This window comes from Nitrospira sp. (assembly GCA_016788885.1).
Taxonomy (GTDB): domain Bacteria; phylum Nitrospirota; class Nitrospiria; order Nitrospirales; family Nitrospiraceae; genus Nitrospira_A.
In genome coordinates this window covers 1-17,791 of the sequence record JAEURX010000067.1, presented here as the reverse complement: position 1 = coordinate 17,791, position 17,791 = coordinate 1, and the positions used below count along the sequence as shown (strand labels likewise).

Below are 17,791 nucleotides of genomic sequence, written 5' to 3'. Positions count from 1 at the left end.
GCAGTGAGAAAATCCTGCAAGAATAATGCATGATTCTTGGTTGACACTGCTTGGTGGAGTTGATAGCATCCAAAAAATCTGCCGAGACTGAGAAAAATCGGGCGGATAGCTCAATTGGGAGAGCGCTGCCCTTACAAGGCAGAGGTCACAGGTTCGATCCCTGTTCCGCCTACCAAAAGAAATACAGGGAATTAGTGGGAAGGCATTGCCTTATCCATTAGTAGTGATGTACAAGAGTACGCGCTACCGTATTTAGACAGATTGATTCTGAAGCTCTGAATTCTTTTCTTCCGCCATCTTGGGTTGCGTGGGGCCGTCGTTCAGCCTGGTTAGGACGCCAGATTGTCAATCTGGAAGTCGCGGGTTCAAATCCCGTCGGCCCCGCCATTCCCCCAACTTTTGGTACACTCCATGCTACCGTTTTCATGCGACGCCATGTGAAGGGAAAGGTCTAGGCTCATGTTCCAGTCAGGCGTAATGGGGTTAGTAGGCTCGCTGGGAGCGGTGTCGAAAATCGTGCTCCTGCTTCTCTTCATCGCCTCGATTCTTTCCTGGGGTGTGATTCTTTACAAATGGCGGAGTTTTAAGGCCGCTGATCGGGAAGATCAGCGGTTTTTTAACGCCTTCTCCAAGATTCGCGACCTCGATGAACTTTACCGCCAATCAAAACGGGCGGAAGGCAGTCCGAGCGCGCGCGTGTTTCAAGGCATTATGGATCGCGTTCTCACGGTGTCCGGGGATGGTGCCGTGAGCGCCTCTCACGTGGCCGGGGGATCGAAGGAGGCGGGGCCAGCTTTCGATCACCAGTACATGGACAAGACGGTGTCGTACCTCGTACAAAACCAAGTCTCGCATCTGGAGTCCTACTTGCCGGTCCTGGCGACCACGGGGAACATCACGCCGTTCATCGGCTTGCTCGGAACCGTGCTGGGTATCATCGATTCCTTCCGTGAGATCGGTATGCAGGGCACAGCCAGTATCGCAGCCGTGGCGCCGGGCGTCTCTGAGGCGTTGGTGGCGACGGCGGCCGGATTGTTTACCGCCATTCCCGCAGTCATTTTCTATAATTATTTTCTCACGCGCATTCGCAAGACCGTGTTTCGGATTGAGTCATTTACCGTCGAGGCCATGCGTTCATTGCAGACCCGCTTGAAGCAAACGCCGGCCGGGGTTCAGTAATGACGTCGGAGACCCGTCACCGCCGTTTCATGGCAGAGATCAATGTGATCCCGCTCGTGGACGTGGTGCTGGTGTTGCTCGTCATTTTCATGGTGACCGCGCCCATGCTGTATCGCGGGATGGATATCAATCTTCCCAAATCTGCCAGCAATACGATTAAGCCGGAAGCGAGAGCTGTTTTGTCCATTGAGCGGGATCAGCGTTTGTATTTGGATAAGGACGCGGTGAGTGTGGTGCAGTTGGAGCGCAGGCTCCGGGCATTGAAAGATCAAAGCCCGGATGTCTCGCTGTATCTGCGTGCCGATCGGGATGTGCCCTACGGCATCGTGGTGCAGGTGATGGATAGCGTGAAGAAAGCCGGGATTGAGAAGCTCGGCATGGTGACGGAGCCCACAGGGGCCGAGCACGTCAACGAGTCGGTTGCAACTCCCGCGCAGTCACGCAAGAAGTAGCGGCACGGTTCTTCCGTGCCATACGATCGTATCGCAAGTCATGACGTTCCAAGCCCTGCCAAGACATACCACGTTATCGTTGATCGGAGATATGGGGAGCCCCGGGAGTGACCGTCTTCGCAAGACGCTTGCGGTTTCACTATTGCTACATCTCTGCCTTCTGTCCGTCATCATGGGGGCCAAATTTTTCAAGAAGACCGAACGGCCCCTCTCGGCGGTCGAAGTGTCTCTGGTAACCTTGCCGCCCGTGGAGGCGAAGCCCGAGCCGAAGGTGGAAAAAGTTGAAAAGGCGGTGCCGAAGCCTGCGCCGAAGCCGGTGCAGCCGGCTCCGATGCCCGTGCCTCCCAAACCGGTACAGGCCCCGACGCCGACCCCTCCGCCACCCGTCCAAGCGGCACCGGTTGCCAAGCCGGCACCTCCGGCACCCACACCGCCCCCGGTTCCTGTTCCCAAGTTGGAGGCGCCCGTGTTGGCGGCGCCACAGCCGGTTCCCCATGCCGCCAAGTCGCCCTCTTCAGCTCCGGTGACGAATCGAGCTGATGTGTTGCGGGATGTTATGAAAGACGTGGAGTTGCCGTTAAACGCGCCGAAGTATGGTGACATCGCGCCCATGAAGCCGGCCGAGGTCAAGAAGTCTCCGCAGCCCAAGTTGGGGGCGCCGGAGCGATCAGATGTCGACGCCATGTTGAAGAAGCTGAACGTGCCGGATATGGCGGCGCCGCAGGTGTCGACTCCGCAAGAGCCGCCGAAGCCGCCGGTGACGCCGGCAAAGCGTGCGTCGCTGTCCGAGGAAATGACGAGTGACCTGGACCGCGAGCTGCAGGACTTGAAAAAACTTCAGGCCCCTCCGCCCGTCAAGGTCACCGAACCGGTGCGTGAGGTGAAGCCAATGTTCCGCGAGCCCCAGCCGACGGTGACCGCGCCGCCGGTGATGGCTAGCATCCCTCGCACGAAACCCATCCCGACGTTGCGGGTGCCGGGGGTGTCGGGGTCGAATCCTTACCTGGCTCGTGTACAGGCACGGATCAGCGGGTTCTGGACGGCGCCGCCGGTCGATATCACGGGCAAGGCGTTGACGGTGACAGTGCGGTTCCGGTTGGAGCGGGATGGCCGGGTCGGATCGGTCATCATCGAGCAATCGTCGGGGAATGACTATTACGACATGGCGGCACAACGGGCCATCCAAAGTGCCATTCCGTTACCGCCCTTCCCGCCGGATCTGACGGATTCTTATTTTGATGCCCACTTCACTTTTGCCGTAGGCGAGGCTGCAGGATGAATCGTGTGATCATCGGGCTTATGATTGTCCTCTGTGTCGTGGTCGGAGCCGGAGTCCTCGGGATTCTGGATTCCCGCGCGACCGACGTCTTTCTAGAAGCCACGAGGCCGGACTTTCAAAAGATTCCCATCGGGGTGTTCGGGTTTCAAAACGGCGGCGGCCCGGAATGGCTTGGGGGGCGGCTCGAAGAGGTCCTCAAGGCCGACCTTCAACGATCGCTGGTGTTTTCGCTCGTCGACTTGCCGGGGATCGGCGTGAAGGCCCGCGAGGTGACCACGGCGGACAAGGCGATCTTCAAACAGGCGGCTGAAAACGGTGTGTCGGTGCTCGTTTGGGGAAAATCCGGACAGAAAAACGGCAGCAAAGACAGCGAATTGTTGATGGACGGGTTCGTCTATGACAGCGGCAGCGATGAGGTTGTCGGTGGAAAGCGTTATGTCGGTTCGACGTCCGTCGTGCGGTTGATGGCCCATCGATTTGCCGACGAGCTGGTCTTCCGTTATACCGGAGAGCCGGGTATTGCCAGAACCAAGATCGTGTACGTTGCGGAGCATGGCAATGCGCGCGAATTGTTCGTGATGGACTATGATGGCTATGAGCCGAAGCAAATCACGGCGGACGGGTTTCTGAATCTAATGCCTCGATGGTCGCCCGATCGCCGCTTCATCGTCTTCACCGCGTATCGGAGCCGGAACACTCAGGACATCGACATTTTGGAGCTTGCGACCGGCAAACGTTGGACGCTGGTCTCTATGGCGGGGTTGAACATTACCCCGGCCTTGTCTCCCGATGGAAATTTCCTTGCTTTCGCCAGTAGCCAGGACGGCAATTCCGAGATCTACAAGCTTGATACACGCACCAAAGCGTCGCAGCGGCTGACCGTCAATCAGGGCGGCGATCTGTCGCCAACCTGGTCTCCGACCGGGCGAGAAATAGCGTTCACCTCCGATCGCGGAGGGGCCCCCCAGGTGTTCATTATGAGTGCCGACGGGTCCAATGTGCGCCGTTTGACCTATGAGGGGGATTACAACGCCGCCCCGGCCTGGTCGCCGCGCGGCAACTGGATTGCCTACGTCTGTCGAACCGCCCAGCGGCTGTATAAGGTGTGCATCGTTTCGCCTGACGGGCAGAAGCGAGTGCAAGTGACGACGGGGCCCGGTATCGATGATTCTCCGTCCTGGTCACCCGATGGCCGGCACTTGACCTTCAGTTCGACGGTCGATGGGAAGAGCCATATTTATATGGTCGACACTGACGGAAAAAATCTGGAGCGAATCACGTTCGGCGGTACGCACAATAGTTCGCCGTCTTGGTCTCCGGCTCTCTAGATGTGGTCATGACGTGATTGACAGAGTCTATCGGCATATTAACCATTCACCAGCGATGAGGAGTCACGATATGAGGATACGGGTAGCGACAATGGGCCTGACAATGGTTGTCGGGATGCTGTTGGTCATGCAGGCGGGTTGTTCCAAGAAGTCGATTCAGTCGGGTGGTGATGCACAGTCGTCGGAGCGTGGCATGGCCAAGTCAGGCGCGCCTGCGCAGTCTCAAGCGCAGCTCCCCCCACCTTCGGGGTTGGATGCGCCCAGCGCCACGTTCCCGGACCTGTCCCTGTCGAGCAAACCGGAAGATCCTGAGACCGGCGGCTTGCGCGGATTCGATTCCGTGTCCGGCGGCAAGGCCCCGTCTGAGGAGCGGCTCGGGGGAGGCGGCACCATGTTGGCCAAGGTCGAGCCCTCGGAAAGCACGGCGCGCCAGATCGAGGAGATTCGTCGCGAACAGGCCAAGGAGCAGGCGGCGTCGGCGGAAGCAGGGTTGCGCGATGTGTTCTTTGGCTATGACAGCTGGACGATCACGGAAGAAGGCCGGCAGTCGTTGACGCAGGATGCCCAGTGGATCAAGGCCAATGCCGGCGCGTTGGTCAAGATCGAAGGGCATTGTGACGAGCGTGGCACGCTGGCCTACAACCTGGTGTTAGGTGAAAAGCGCGCCAAAGCCGTGCGGAATTATTTGGTGGAACTCGGGGTCGGCGCTAATCGGTTGTCGGTGGTGTCCTACGGCAAGGAGCGGCCGTTCTGCAACGAGCGTAGCGAAAGCTGCTACCAGCAGAATCGTCGCGGGCATGTGGTGGTCCGTTCGAAATAACTGTTCCAATCATGGATGATGTGACATGATTCTCCGGAACAGACGCCGGGTAAGGGAGACCTGTCATGCACAGTGGATGGCCTCATCGGAGTGAGATGGCGAAGATCGCATTCATCAGGAGCCTCGTGACGACCGGCCGGCCGGCCGTGCCGTCACGACTCGGACTGTTCGTGCTGACCGCGACGGGGTTCGCTCTGATGTCGGGATGTGTGGCACAGCAGGCTGATCTCAAACAAACCGAGCGGGAACTCCAGCGCCGCATCAAGCAACAGACGGAGGAACAGGCGCAGACCAGAGCCCGTCAAAATCAGGAAATCATCTCGTTGCGCGAGCAGGACATTCCGTCTTTGCGCGGCGATCTTGATAAGTCGATGCATCGCTCGCAGGTGCTGGAGTCGAGGCAGGATGATCTCCTTTCCAAGCTGGCTTCGCAGGAATCCAAGTTCGAGCGCCGTATCGGCGACAGCGAGAAGCGCTCTATCGAGGACAATAAACGGTTGGGGTGGGTGGAGAAGCAACTGGTGGATCAAGATGCGCTGCTCAAAGGAGAGCGCGACCGAAGCCGTGCCGAACTTGCGGCCGTTACGTCCCGTCTGGATCAAGTGACCAGTCACATCGATGCCATCCAGAAGAACGTCCTGGATGCCATGCAAAAGACCACGACTGTGTTGGCACAGAAGGTGGATTCACGGTTGGATGACCAGCAGAAACTGCTGCATGGGCTCGAGACGCGTTCACAGAACATCACACAGCTCGATGCCCAGAACAAGGTGTTGGCGGATCAGGTGACGAAGTTCAGTCAGGCGCTCGTGGATTTCAAACAAGCCTTGAGCGGGTTGGGCGAGCGGGTCGTACAGCAGGACCAGGCGGTCAAGCATCTCGCGGCGACGATTGAACAGGATATGACGGCGTTGGGAAAACGAACCGATGCACTGGCCGGGAAGATCGACGCAGACAACAAGGTGACGGCGGAGCATTTTAATGAGGTGAATCGGAGCGTCGGGTCCGTGGCCAAAGCCTTGGAAAATGCCGGCGGCAAGTTCGTCTCCCGCGAGGATGACCACGAGCGTCGCCTGGAAGAGACGACGCGTGAATTGACGCATGTGCAGGCGCAGATTCAGACGATCGACAAAAATCTCGAGAATCAGCATGCGTTTCTCAAGCAGGTTGAGCAGCATTTGACGGCATTGCGCACGAGTGCGGCGCAGCGGATTGAACAGGCCCCGGTCGTGGCCGAGGCGACGCCCCTTCCACAAGCGGTTCCGGCTCCAGTGCCGGCACCGGCGGTGGAAACGGTTCCGTCATCGACTGCTGCAGTCACTCCCCGGGCTGAGAATCGTAGCGCCGCGTTGATGGCGGATCGGGAGTCGTATGAACGGACGTTGACTCGTTTTAAGGATGGCGATTTGGAGGGAGCTCGACAGGGATTCGCGGAGTTTCTGACCCAACATCCTCATTCGGATCTGGCGCCGAACGCCCGCTTCTGGCTTGGTGAATCCTACTACGGCAAGAAGGATTATTCGCGGGCCATCGATGCCTATGATCAAGTCCAACTGAATCATCCGGCTAGTGAAAAAGTTCCGGCGGCGCTCTTGAAAAAGGGGTATGCCTATCTGGCCCTGAAGGATCGAAAGAAGGCGGCGTCGGCTCTCAAACAAGTGATTGACTTGTATCCGAGGTCTCCGGAAGCCAACAAGGCCATGGACAAACTGAATCAGCTAAAGGAGTCGCACTGACGATGAAGCTCCGATTGACAAGGGCGCTCCAGATGGGGGCCGGACTGGCCTGTGGGCTGGTGGTCGCGGGTTGTGCCAAGCATGCCGATTTCTTGGAGATTCGAGATCAGATGTCCCTCATCACCCGGACGCAGGATCAGGAACAAAAGCGATTCGAGGCGATGCAACGTCGACTGGAATCCCTGGAACGGGTGCGTGAGCCGGAGGGCGGGAAACTGCGGCTCGATGATGCCTTGGCACGGCTTCAAAAACTCGAGGGGCGTCTGGCCAAAATTGAAGAGACGCAAATCGCTCAGGCTGCCTCCCTCCGCTCGGATCTCGCACTTGCGGAAGCCAACCGTCAGGCCCGTGCGTCAAAGCCGTCAGGTCCCCTTGAAGCTCCCGCCATTATGCCCGGTGTTCCGTCGATTACGCCGACCTCGGCCTTCAACCTGGCGTATAACGACTATCTCAATGGAAAGTTCGATTTGGCGGTCAGCGGCTTCCAGCATTTCATCAAGGATTTTCCCTCCACGTCGCTGACGCCCAACGCGCATTATTGGTTGGGCGAGTCGTATTACGGACAAAAGGATTACATTCGGGCCATGCAGTCCTTCGAGCACGTGGTGAATGAGTACGCCGGAAATGAGAAAGTGCCTTCGGCGCTGTTCAAGCTCGGCCTGTCGGCGGCTGAAACCGGCGATACCGCCAAATCCAGAAAGTACCTCAAGCGGGTGATCGAGGAATACTCGACGTCGGACGAAGCCAAGCTTGCGAAGACGAAGATGGCCGAAATTCGATGACCTTGGGCCTGCGACGCGGTCTCCTCTCCACGACGTGATCCTCCATCTAACCTTCAGGGGGCCTGTCTTCCCATGGATATAGCGAGTCGTGCGGGGAAGATTCAGGTTCTGCCCGGCGATGTCATCGGCCGCATTGCGGCGGGCGAGGTGGTGGAACGCCCGGCTGCCGTGGTGAAGGAGCTCATTGAAAACAGTCTGGATGCGGGCAGTTCCACGATCACCGTCGAGATCAAGGACGGGGGCCTCGGGTTGATTCGAGTCAGTGACGACGGAGAGGGGATGTCCCGTCGTGATGCGTCGCTGGCCTTTGAACGGCATGCCACCAGCAAATTGCAGTCGGATGCGCAACTCGGCACCATTCGCACGATGGGGTTCCGTGGGGAAGCCTTGCCCAGCATTGCCGCCGTCTCGAACGTCCGTTTGCGAACGGTGGCCAGGGATGAGCCGGTTGGGACGCAGCTGTGGTTAGCCGCTGGCACGGTCACGCGGGTAGAAGATGCAGCCGCAATTCCCGGCACGTCGATCGAGGTGTCGGACCTGTTCTTCAATACGCCGGCCCGTCGGAAATTTCTCAAATCCACGACGACGGAGTTTTCTCACATCAGCCATGTGGTCCAGCAGGCAGGACTCGCCTGGCCTCAGGTGCATCTCCGCCTGGTGCACAATGGTTACGAAGTGTTCGTGCTTCCTGCGGCGTCGTCGGCCCGGGATCGGGTGCTCCAAGTGTATCGCGCAGCGTTCGGGGATCGGGCCTTGGCCGTCGATGTGGAACGTGACGGCCTGTCTCTGCGTGGCTTTATCGTCGATCCTGTGCGAGCTCGCGCCGGCAGAACGCCGCAAGAGTTATTCGTCAACCGCCGGCCGATCAAGAACAGCACGGTGCAGCACGCCGTCATCGACGGGTACAGTTCGTTTCTTGCCAAAGGCCATGCGCCGCTCTTCGTCTTGTTCTTAGATGTCGAGCCACAGCGGGTTGACGTGAACGTACATCCTACCAAGCGAGAAGTCCGGTTTGCGGACACGGAACAGGTTCACCAATTGGTACGGTCCGCGGTTCGCCAGACATTGGGAAGGGCTCAGGTGCAGGTGTCGTTGGCGGGAGCCGTCCATGCTCGACCGAGTGACGATGCGGGCAGGACTTCTTCTGATGTGTCGGGCGGCGTCGTGGAGCCTGGGCGAGAACCGGTTGAAATAAATCTGCGGCCGCACGTTGTAGCGGAGACGCCAATCTCCTCCCCCAGTCAAACATCGTTCGTCGGGGAGAGGGCCGCATCCTACGCCGTGAATGAAGCCCTGGACGTTGTGCCGCTCGGTCAAATGAGTCGCACCTATCTCATTGCGCAAGTCGGCGATGAACTGCAGGTGGTCGATCAACATACGGCTCATGAGCGAGTGTTGTTCGAGCGTCTGCTGCGCGCGTGGCACGATCGTACCCTGCCGTCCCAGCCGTTGTTGCTCCCGGAGCCGCTGGAACTCCCAATGGAACAAGCCCTCATTCTGCAGCGGCATCTTACAGAATTGGAGCGGCTGGGCCTGCATATCGAGCCGTTCGGGCCCACCTCGTTTCTCATCCGTAGTCTGCCGGTCATGTTAGGTCATCCCGATTTAGCGGCGCTCGTGCAAGACCTGGTCGAGGACCTCGAGCAGTGGGCGTCCCTGTCATCCCTTGAGATCAAGGTGAAGCCGATTTTGGCATCGCTGGCTTGCCATGGAGCGGTTCGCGCGGGGCGTTCCATGGCGTTGCCGGAAATCAAACAGTTGGTACAGGACTGGGTCGCGGAGGGCCTGATCATGACCTGTCCGCATGGCCGCCGCGTCGCGTTCCGTCTGTCGAACGACGAACTGGGCCGCCTGTTCGATCGCGCGTAGGGAGGGAGCGCAGGCGCATGGTCCGGCTCACGGAATCGGTGATCGCACAGCGGCCGCTGATCGTGCTGGTCGGGCCGACTGCCGTGGGAAAAAGCGAGATCGGGCTCCGGTTGGCCCGCAGCCTGGAAACGGATCTGTTGACGGCCGATTCGCGCCAGGTCTATCGCGGGATGGATATTGCCACCGATAAGCCTTCGATGGAACAACGACAAGGCGTGCCGCATCGCCTTCTCGACCTGGTCGATCCCGACGAACGGTTTAACGCCGGGCAGTATCGCGAGCTGGCCGTTCAGGAAATCGAGCGCCTGTATCATGAACGTCGCGTGCCGTTGGTCGTCGGGGGAACGGGCCTCTACGTGCGAACGTTGATTCATGGATTGTGTGATGCGCCCCGTGCGGATGAGGCGTTTCGCGCCTCCCTTCTCCGACAGGTGGAAACACGTGGGCGGTATTTTCTCCACCAGGAATTGATGCGCATCGATCCGGAGTCGGCTGCACGCCTGCATCCTCATGATGAGGTGAAGATCGTGCGGGCGCTTGAGGTGCACCATCTGTCCGGACGGCGCTTGTCCGATGTGCAGCAGCGCCATGGGTTTGCCGAGCAACCGTTCTCGGTGTTGATGATCGGGCTCAATCGTGATCGTGCGCAACTGTACAGTCGGATCGACGCACGGGTGGAATCAATGTTTGCGCGCGGCGTTGTCGAGGAAACCGCGAGCTTGCTGGCGCGGGGCTATCGGCGCGATTCTGGTGCGATGAAAGGGTTGGGATATCAGCAGGTCGGGGGATATCTGTCCGGTGAGTATGATCGGGCCGAGGCGCTCCGTCTGCTTCAACGCGACACCAGGCATTTCGCGAAGCGCCAACTCACCTGGTTTCGAAAGGAACCGGGACTGCAGTGGTGGACTCTCAGCGAACAGGACAGTCCGGAAGACGTTGCAGGCCGCTTGCTGGAGCGGGCTCAATCGTTCCTGCTGGATTTAGAACATCGACGTCCGGCGGACGTGCCTGCGTCGCTCACTATGGAAACGGAATCAACATGACGACATCGAAGAAAACCGTTCAGGCGGCCATCGGCATCATCGGCGGGAGTGGGTTGTACAATATCGAAGGATTGGAACGAGTCCGCGAGGTGCGAGTGCGCACCCCGTTTGGGGTTCCTTCGGATGCCGTGGTTACGGGGGTGTTGGGTGGTGTGCGAGTGGCGTTTCTCTCGCGGCATGGCCGGGGGCACCGGATCAATCCCGGAAGCATCAATTACCGCGCCAACATTTACGCGCTGAAATCACTGGGTGTGAAGCAAGTGATTTCAGTCAGCGCGGTCGGGAGCATGAAAGAGGCCATTCGGCCTGGCGATGTCGTGTTGCCGGATCAATTCATCGATCTTACCAAACGGCGCATATCCACCTTTTTCGATGACGGCATTGTGGCCCACGTTGGTTTCGGCGAACCGGTCTGTGCCTCGGTGGCCGATACCTTGGAGGAAGCGGGACGGGCTGCCGGGGCGCGCCTTCATCGGGGAGGCACCTATGTGTGTATGGAGGGGCCTCAATTTTCGACCAAGGCCGAGTCCCGGCTGTATCGGCAGTGGGGAGTGGACGTCATTGGAATGACGAACATGCCCGAGGCGAAGCTCGCTCGCGAAGCCGAACTCTGTTACGCCACGGTGGCGTTGCCGACCGACTATGACTGTTGGCATGAGACGGAAGAGGCGGTCACCGTGGACGCCATCCTTGCCACACTCCACAAGAATGTGGCGTTGGCCAAGCAGGTGTTGAAAACGGCGGTGCCCAAGCTGGACCCCGATCGTGCCTGCCTCTGCCATCAGGCGCTTGGAAACGCCATCGTAACCGCTCCGGATCACATGTCGGCTGCGGCCAAGCGCCGGTTGAATCTCTTGATTGCTCCCTATGTACGGATGCGGAAAGGAAAACGGTGAAGCATGGGAAAATTGCTCGTAGTGGGATCAGTGGCTCTGGATACGGTGAAGACCCCCTTTGGTGAGGTCACTGAGGTGCTCGGTGGTTCGGCCACCTACTTTTCGACCGCGGCCAGTTATTTCACGTCGGTCGACCTCATTGCAGTGGTGGGAGAAGACTTCCCCGAACAGCATGTCGCGTTTCTCAAAAGCCGCAAGATTGATTTAACGGGGTTGGAACGGCGACCCGGAGCGACCTTCCGTTGGAAGGGGGCCTATTCGCACCAGCTGAATGAAGCCCAAACCCTCGATACCCGATTGAATGTGTTCGAGACCTTCCGGCCGAAAATTCCTGCGCAGTATAGCTCCCCGGATGTGTTGTTTCTGGGGAACATTGATCCGAATCTGCAACTCGATGTGCTGCAACAGGTGAAACGTCCGGCACTCGTGGCCTGCGACACGATGAACTTCTGGATCAACGGCAAGCGGGATGCGTTGTGGAACGTGCTGCAGCATATCGACGTGCTGATCATCAATGACGGCGAGGCGCGGGCGTTGGGGGAAGACTCCAATCTCGTGAAGGTCGCGAAGAAAATTCTCGCGCGCGGGCCGAAGCATCTGATCGTCAAGCGCGGTGAATATGGCGTGTTGATGTTCAACGAGAAGCAGGTGTTCGGCGCGCCGGCGTTTCCGCTGGATGACGTGCGTGATCCGACCGGCGCCGGCGACACCTTTGCCGGTGGATTCCTGGGCTATCTGGCCGCCACGGGAAATCGTTCCACGGAGGCGATGCGACAGGCCATCATTTTCGGAAGCGTCATGGCCTCGTTTACAGTAGAAGCCTTTAGCCTTGACCGATTGAGGATCCTAGATTACAAAGAGATTGAAGCACGTTTCAAAGAGTTCAAGCGACTCACGCATTTTGAGGATATCGGCGCATGATGGTTGTTGGTCGACAACGAAGCCGGACAGACGGGGCCTGCCGCATGCTGGGGTTTTCCTGCATGCTGAGTGTGTTCGCACTGTCTGTCTTAGGTGGATGCGCCAACGAAGAAAATGTGCGGAAGTCGAAAGGGTTTTATCAGGAAGGGGTCGCGCGGCTGAGTTCCGATCAGCAGCAGGCGTACGTGTCTTTTCAAAAGGCCGTGAAGCTGAACCCCGAGAACAAGGACGCCCATTACGGCTTGGGACATATTTACGCGTCACAAGGCCGGCTTAAATTGGCTGAGGAATCTTTCCGGGAGGCTATTCGCATCGATGGGGACTACGCGGAAGCCAACACCTATCTCGGGCAAGTTTTGGCCAGCCAGGATCGGTGGAAGGACGCTATCGCGGCCTACCGCCAGGCGCTCAGCAACCCCCTCTATCCCACGCCAGACTTGGCTCGGTTTCACCTGGGGAAGGCCTTGATGCATGAGGGTGATCTGCAGGGAGCCATGGAAGTGTTGGAAGACGCGACCACGGTGACGCCTCCCAATGTTCCGCCTGCCATGCTGCATTTGGAATTGGCGCGTGTCTACCACAAGCTGGGTTTTGACCAGCGAGCGCGGGAAGCTCTCTCGAAGGTGTCGACATTGGATAAGGGCGGCGAGCAGGCGGCGGCCGCGCAGGAACTCCTCGGTAAGCTTAAACCATAGGCGGACATCATGGAATCAGTGGGTGAATTTTTTCGGCAGGTACGCGAGACGAAGGGGCTAACGGTCGACGAAGTCGCCTCGAAGACCCGCATCCGCACGGATTTCGTCAAAGCGCTCGAAGAGGGAAATTTCGCCAAGTTGCCCGATCAGGTGTTTGCCCGAGGCTTTGTTCGATCCTACGCGCGATCGCTGGGGTTGGATGAAGAAGATGCCATTCACCGATTTGTTCAGTCTGCCGGTGCGTTTTATGACAAGCAGGGTGAGCGTGAACGGTTGCGGCAACGCCAGGTTGAAGAGGAGCGCCGTCGCAAGGCCAACCGCAAAGCAGTCGGTATTGCGATCACCGTGGCGATTGCCACGCTGGTTTTTTTATTGAGCCGCGAACAGTCTTCCACGTTGATGCGGAGACCCGCATCCGATGTGCCGCCGCCAAGCAAGAAGAGCGCGCCTTTTGCCAAGGATGCGCGCGAATCTGCTGCCCGCCCGGCCATGGAGTTGCCTCCTCCGATCGTGCCGGCCTCGAAGCCGCTGGAACCGGCGCCAGTACTCCCGTCTGCCAAACCTGCGCAGGATAAAGTGGTGGTTCCGCAGACCGCAGCTCCTGCTGCCGTGGCCAGAGCGCCGGTGCAAGTGGAACCCGTTGCTGCGCCACCAACCGCGACGATGGGCGCCGATGGCCCTCTGGCTGGCTTGTCGGTCGATGGTCCAGTCGGGTCTGATGGGCCCCTCGTGCTTGATCTCGATGCGACGGAGCTGAGTTGGGTGGTTGTCCAAGTCGACTCAGGCAGTCCCCAGGAAGCATTGTTGCGCCCCGGTCAAAAGGCCCAATGGAAGGCGCAAGATCAGTTCACCGTTACTCTTGGGAATGCCGGTGGCGTGCGTGCCGAATTGAACGGGAAGCCGCAAAAGCCGTTTGGCCCGAGCGGGAAGGTTGTCCGGGATGTCGTGATCAAGCGGTGATCCGCCGGGCAGGGCCATGAGTTCTTCCAGCTATCGTTTCCTGCCAGTGAGCGTGGCGCCTCTTCCCCTCCGTTTCCGTCGCGTCGATCTCTCCAAGCCAAATTCCCACATGTGATGCCGCCCCCCTTGTATGGGGCGAGTCGGAGCGCCTGGGGCGCAAAGGTGTCACGGCCCGATGAGGCCCGACACGTGTTTGCGCGTAGAGTTGTGGAAACTGCAGGAATTCATGCATCGCTATGCTCGACGCACACTGGCACGCTGTTTGAGTCCCACCGGTGTGGGCATGGGCAAAACGGCTGGGGGAGGCAGTCTTCGTCTTGACAAGACAGAAAACCCGTTGCTATAGTTCGCCTGCTTTATCGGCCTTGTCATGCGTTTTTGTCCATGCTGCTTCGGAATTAGAGAGTCGTTGTTCACGCGGTGGGTTCAACACAAAGGAGGAGTTCTGATGGGGTATTTTTCTAAGTTCGTTGGAGTGTGTGCGGCCGTCACCCTGTTGTCGGTGGCGGTGGTGGGCGCTGAAGAAAAGGATCCGCTGAAGCCCCGTGTTGCGCCGGATCAGATGGCGGACGCGAAGGCAATGAAGAACCCGGTTGCTTCGACCCCGGAAAGCATTGCCAAGGGCAAGGCATTGTATGAGGGCAAGGGCACCTGCTTCAATTGTCACGGGAAAGAGGGGAAGGGCGATGGCCCTGCCGGCGCGATCCTCAATCCGAGCCCGCGCAACTTCACCAACTGCAAGTTCCACAAGAAGCGGAAAGATGGCGAGCTGTTCTGGGTGATCAAGAACGGCAGCCCGGGCACCGGCATGGTTTCGTTGGTCCCTGCGGCAATCACCGAAGAAGAAGCGTGGACGATCATCAATTATGAGCGCAGCTTCTGCAAGGGTGGCGAAGAATAGTCGCGAGTATCGGCCGATAGGCTGAATCGGAAAGGGGCGGCGAGGATATCCTCGCCGCCCCTTTTCTTTTGTGGTCAGGTCCCTGGTCTCGACAGGCTCATATCGTGATACAGGAGCAACCTGAGAAAGGAAGGCCCATCCCGAACCATCGCGGCCCACTACCGTGATGGCTGAAGGAGAGGTCGGCTGTTTGTTTAGGGTTGGTCAGCGGAAGGGGGCATCGCTGGTTTTGTGAGCACGGTGTCGAGGCTCTTCTCCGGCACACGCGGCGTCGGCAGGATCTGCGGTTGCTGGTCCTGCTTAAAGGTACTGCGTGCGGCGGCTGGCACTTTGCGAGCGACATAGGCCGTGACCTCCCCGATCGTGACCTCGCCGTTGCGATTCATATCGGCTTCCCCACGCAGGCCTCGGAGAAGATAGTAGGTCAGTAATCCGTGATGCCACGTATCGGATTCCAGGCTTTTGCCGAATCCGGTGGTTGAAATGATGTGAACGACCGATCCCGCCGTTGCCGCCCATTTGGGTGGCGCGACTTTTGTGCGGCCCTCCGCCCCATTCTTGAGCACAGTTCCGTCAAACACGAACAAGACTTGTTTCGCTTTTAACCTTCCCAAGGCGGTTTCCAGATCTTTGAGCGGATAGAGGCGAGTGGGTGATCCCAGCGAGCCGTCGTAAGGGATCAAGAATGTCTCTCCCGATGGGGTGACGAAGGCCTGGCCGGCGAAATACACCGTGACTACCGAGTCTTTGGTAACTTTGGAAGGGAGCCAATCGAGTAAGGCCTCTTCAATGTCCGGGCGAAGTGCGCTCCAGTCCTTCAAGAGGCGGACATTATTGCGTGGCACTCCTCCCAGCGTCTGAAGGTAGGTCGCCACCATTTCCGCGTCGAGGGTGGCATACTTCCGCGCGCCAATCTCCTGTTCGCGGTAGCTGCTCAGCCCGATTGAGAGGAGATAGTCTCCAGGCCTCTGAAGTCCGATTGCCGCAGGAGGAACGTGATCCACGTCGTCGCTGTTGGCCGCGGACGATTGTATGGACGCGACTAAGGTCTGGACGGGTGACACCTGCTGGCCCATTCCATTCAGGATCGCCACCTGAAATTCGGCCTGCTGGGCGGACGGCGATTGCGGCAGAGTCGCGACGAATTCAAGAGATTTGGAGCCGCCTGGTGCGATGGCTCCCGTGGGCAATGTTGTGGCGGGGAACTGAGCGATCAGCACCGGCGGACCAGTCAGCCGCACGGCCATGTCAGGGGTTGCCTGTTGCCCGGTATTGACGATGTCGACTCGGACGCGGATTCGTTCGCCACTTTCAAGGACCAGGTTGCCGTTTTCATCCAACAGTGTGGCTTTGAACGGAAGGGGCTGAACCGGCGCTGCAGCAGGCGCAGCTGGCATGGCAGGGGGTTTCGAGGCGGCCTCGGACGGCGCGACGGTCGCGGCAGTTGCCGCCGTTTGTGTCGCGGGGGCGAGGAGCACCCGGGCTTCTTGCATGAATTGCGTGGCCAGCATGGTGGACGTATCCTGCAGCAGAGGATCGACGACGTAATCGCAGCGCTGCTGAGTCAGTTCGAGTTGCAAGCGTTCTTTGCGAGCGGCTTGTAGCGGCCGCTCGCCAAGCGGTGCGCCGGAGGCATCGAAAAATTCCGCCAGAGCATCCAGGCTGAGTTCTGCGGGGGCGCGATCGTAGAGCGCATCGGTTTGCAGCTTGAAGCGCGGGTCCAGCATCCGCACGCGTATCGTCACGTCGGGTTTTCCCCCGGCCGCATGACTTCCCGGCATGTTGACGGAACGAAACGTTTGATGCGCGGCCTGTATCAACGTGTCTTCAACCGTCGGGCCGATCGAGAAGACATGGATGCGGCTGCAGTTATCGATATACTCCGTCTTGGCTTTCGAGAGCGACGGGTCGATGTCCATTTGAACCGTGAGCGGAACCGGTGGCCCGAGGTCCGGCAGAGCCTGTCGGGAGAATCGTGATTTAATGGTCTCGCAGCCGACGGAGGCCAACAGGGGGATGAGAATCATTCCAACAATAAACGCGCGGTTCGTCTTCAAGCCGAGGCCTCCTCTAGGGCAGATTTCGGAGGGGAAACGGTACAGGAATGAAGGGGGCATTGCAACCAACTCCCGTGCCGGCTTGCGACCCTCACCAGCCTCGTTTATCCTACCGCGCATCCCCCGTCGGTGGATCGAAGGGACGTTGAATTATCGTGGTGGTGTTGGGTTTGTCCAATATGCGCGATGCTGCGGCCGCGCTGGTCGCTGACGGCCGCATTGTGGCCGCAGCGGAGGAGGAACGATTCGTTCGCCAGAAGCACGTGACGGCTCTGCCGGTCCATGCGATTCAGTATTGTTTGCGCGAAGCCGGAATGGCTCTGCGCGATGTCGAGGCCATTGTCGTGCCGTGGAAGTATTGGCAAGTCGGCCGGCGTCTACGGCTTGCGCTGACGGCCATGATGCGCTCTACGCAACTGTTCCGTGTGAAAGGAACACGGTCGCTCGAGCGCGCCGGTCAGGAGTGGAAGGAACTGTTCCGCCTTCGCCAGGAGCTGACCAGGAGGGTTGCGCCGGGAGCCGCTCGGCCGGTGTTTCTCGACCATCATCTCTGTCATGCAGCCAGTTCATTTCTCGTCTCACCGTTTGAACGGGCGGCAATCCTCGTGGTTGACGGAGCATCAGAGTCGGACACAGCCTTGCTGGCCACCGGCGAAGGCACTCAGATCACCCTACTGGAGCGCACTCCACTGCCGCACTCGCTCGGACAGTTTTATGCGGCGATGACGGCGTTCTTGGGGTTTCGCCCGGATCAGGACGAGTATATCGTGATGGGCCTGGCCTCGTCCGGTGAGCCGACATTCGTCCCCGTGCTCAGTCGTGAAATCTTGCGAGTGTTACCCGAGGGACGATTTGAATTGAATACCCGCCTGC

The 17,791-nt window shown here is 59.1% G+C and carries 16 protein-coding genes and 2 tRNA genes; 17 read left to right on the top strand and 1 reads right to left on the bottom strand.

Going from position 1 to position 17,791, the window contains the following annotated elements; translation table 11 throughout:
* Nucleotides 1–99: 99 nt before the first annotated feature.
* The 16 genes from JNL86_16915 to JNL86_16840 all read left to right on the top strand — a co-directional run bounded on the left by JNL86_16915 (nucleotide 100) and on the right by JNL86_16840 (nucleotide 14,861).
* Nucleotides 100–175: transfer RNA gene (locus tag JNL86_16915), tRNA-Val, on the top strand.
* 134 nt (nucleotides 176–309) lie between these two features.
* Nucleotides 310–387: transfer RNA gene (locus tag JNL86_16910), tRNA-Asp, on the top strand.
* 324 nt (nucleotides 388–711) lie between these two features.
* Nucleotides 712–1,179, top strand: coding sequence for a MotA/TolQ/ExbB proton channel family protein (locus tag JNL86_16905; protein ID MBL8044591.1), 468 nt, complete (start codon nucleotides 712–714; stop codon nucleotides 1,177–1,179).
* Nucleotides 1,179–1,631 carry a biopolymer transporter ExbD gene (locus tag JNL86_16900; protein MBL8044590.1) on the top strand — a complete coding sequence of 151 codons (453 nt, stop codon included), beginning with the start codon at nucleotides 1,179–1,181 and terminating at the stop codon, nucleotides 1,629–1,631. Before JNL86_16905 ends, JNL86_16900 begins: the two co-directional genes overlap by 1 nt.
* A gap of 40 nt (nucleotides 1,632–1,671) precedes the next feature.
* Nucleotides 1,672–2,910 carry a TonB family protein gene (locus tag JNL86_16895; GenBank protein MBL8044589.1) on the top strand — a complete coding sequence of 413 codons (1,239 nt, stop codon included), beginning with the start codon at nucleotides 1,672–1,674 and terminating at the stop codon, nucleotides 2,908–2,910.
* Nucleotides 2,907–4,238, top strand: a complete 1,332-nt coding sequence (gene tolB / locus JNL86_16890) for a Tol-Pal system beta propeller repeat protein TolB (protein MBL8044588.1) — start codon at nucleotides 2,907–2,909, stop codon at nucleotides 4,236–4,238. Before JNL86_16895 ends, tolB begins: the two co-directional genes overlap by 4 nt.
* 70 nt (nucleotides 4,239–4,308) lie before the next feature.
* Entirely contained in the window at nucleotides 4,309–5,058 is a 750-nt protein-coding gene (pal, locus tag JNL86_16885) for a peptidoglycan-associated lipoprotein Pal (protein ID MBL8044587.1), read from the top strand.
* Between the two features lie 95 nt (nucleotides 5,059–5,153).
* A complete protein-coding gene (gene ybgF, locus JNL86_16880) occupies nucleotides 5,154–6,794 on the top strand; it encodes a tol-pal system protein YbgF (protein ID MBL8044586.1) in 1,641 nt (546 codons plus the stop codon).
* A 2-nt stretch (nucleotides 6,795–6,796) separates the two neighbouring features.
* Nucleotides 6,797–7,576 (top strand): tol-pal system protein YbgF, encoded by a 780-nt coding sequence (gene ybgF, locus JNL86_16875; GenBank protein ID MBL8044585.1) that lies wholly within the window; start codon nucleotides 6,797–6,799, stop codon nucleotides 7,574–7,576.
* A 72-nt stretch (nucleotides 7,577–7,648) separates the two neighbouring features.
* Nucleotides 7,649–9,445, top strand: a complete 1,797-nt coding sequence (mutL, locus tag JNL86_16870; protein MBL8044584.1) for a DNA mismatch repair endonuclease MutL — start codon at nucleotides 7,649–7,651, stop codon at nucleotides 9,443–9,445.
* A 17-nt stretch (nucleotides 9,446–9,462) separates the two neighbouring features.
* On the top strand, nucleotides 9,463–10,488 hold the full coding sequence (gene miaA / locus JNL86_16865; GenBank protein ID MBL8044583.1) for a tRNA (adenosine(37)-N6)-dimethylallyltransferase MiaA: 1,026 nt from the start codon (nucleotides 9,463–9,465) through the stop codon (nucleotides 10,486–10,488).
* Nucleotides 10,485–11,384, top strand: a complete 900-nt coding sequence (gene mtnP, locus JNL86_16860) for an S-methyl-5'-thioadenosine phosphorylase (protein ID MBL8044582.1) — start codon at nucleotides 10,485–10,487, stop codon at nucleotides 11,382–11,384. The genes miaA and mtnP overlap by 4 nt, the downstream gene beginning before the upstream one ends.
* Before the next feature lie 3 nt (nucleotides 11,385–11,387).
* On the top strand, nucleotides 11,388–12,305 hold the full coding sequence (locus tag JNL86_16855; GenBank protein ID MBL8044581.1) for a sugar kinase: 918 nt from the start codon (nucleotides 11,388–11,390) through the stop codon (nucleotides 12,303–12,305).
* Nucleotides 12,302–13,000, top strand: a complete 699-nt coding sequence (locus JNL86_16850) for a tetratricopeptide repeat protein (protein ID MBL8044580.1) — start codon at nucleotides 12,302–12,304, stop codon at nucleotides 12,998–13,000. Before JNL86_16855 ends, JNL86_16850 begins: the two co-directional genes overlap by 4 nt.
* 9 nt (nucleotides 13,001–13,009) lie before the next feature.
* The gene (locus JNL86_16845) at nucleotides 13,010–13,960 is read left to right on the top strand and encodes a helix-turn-helix domain-containing protein (protein ID MBL8044579.1); all 951 of its coding nucleotides are present in this window, start codon (nucleotides 13,010–13,012) and stop codon (nucleotides 13,958–13,960) included.
* A gap of 448 nt (nucleotides 13,961–14,408) precedes the next feature.
* Nucleotides 14,409–14,861: a cytochrome c gene (locus tag JNL86_16840; GenBank protein MBL8044578.1), complete on the top strand. Its 453-nt coding sequence runs from the start codon at nucleotides 14,409–14,411 to the stop codon at nucleotides 14,859–14,861.
* A 194-nt stretch (nucleotides 14,862–15,055) separates the two neighbouring features.
* Here the strand turns inward: JNL86_16840 and JNL86_16835 are convergent, their stop codons facing one another.
* Nucleotides 15,056–16,918, bottom strand: a complete 1,863-nt coding sequence (locus JNL86_16835) for a hypothetical protein (GenBank protein MBL8044577.1) — start codon at nucleotides 16,916–16,918, stop codon at nucleotides 15,056–15,058.
* 155 nt (nucleotides 16,919–17,073) lie between these two features.
* Here JNL86_16835 and JNL86_16830 point away from each other — a divergent pair.
* A partial coding sequence (locus JNL86_16830) for a hypothetical protein (GenBank protein ID MBL8044576.1) occupies nucleotides 17,074–17,791 on the top strand: 718 nt, incomplete at its 3' end.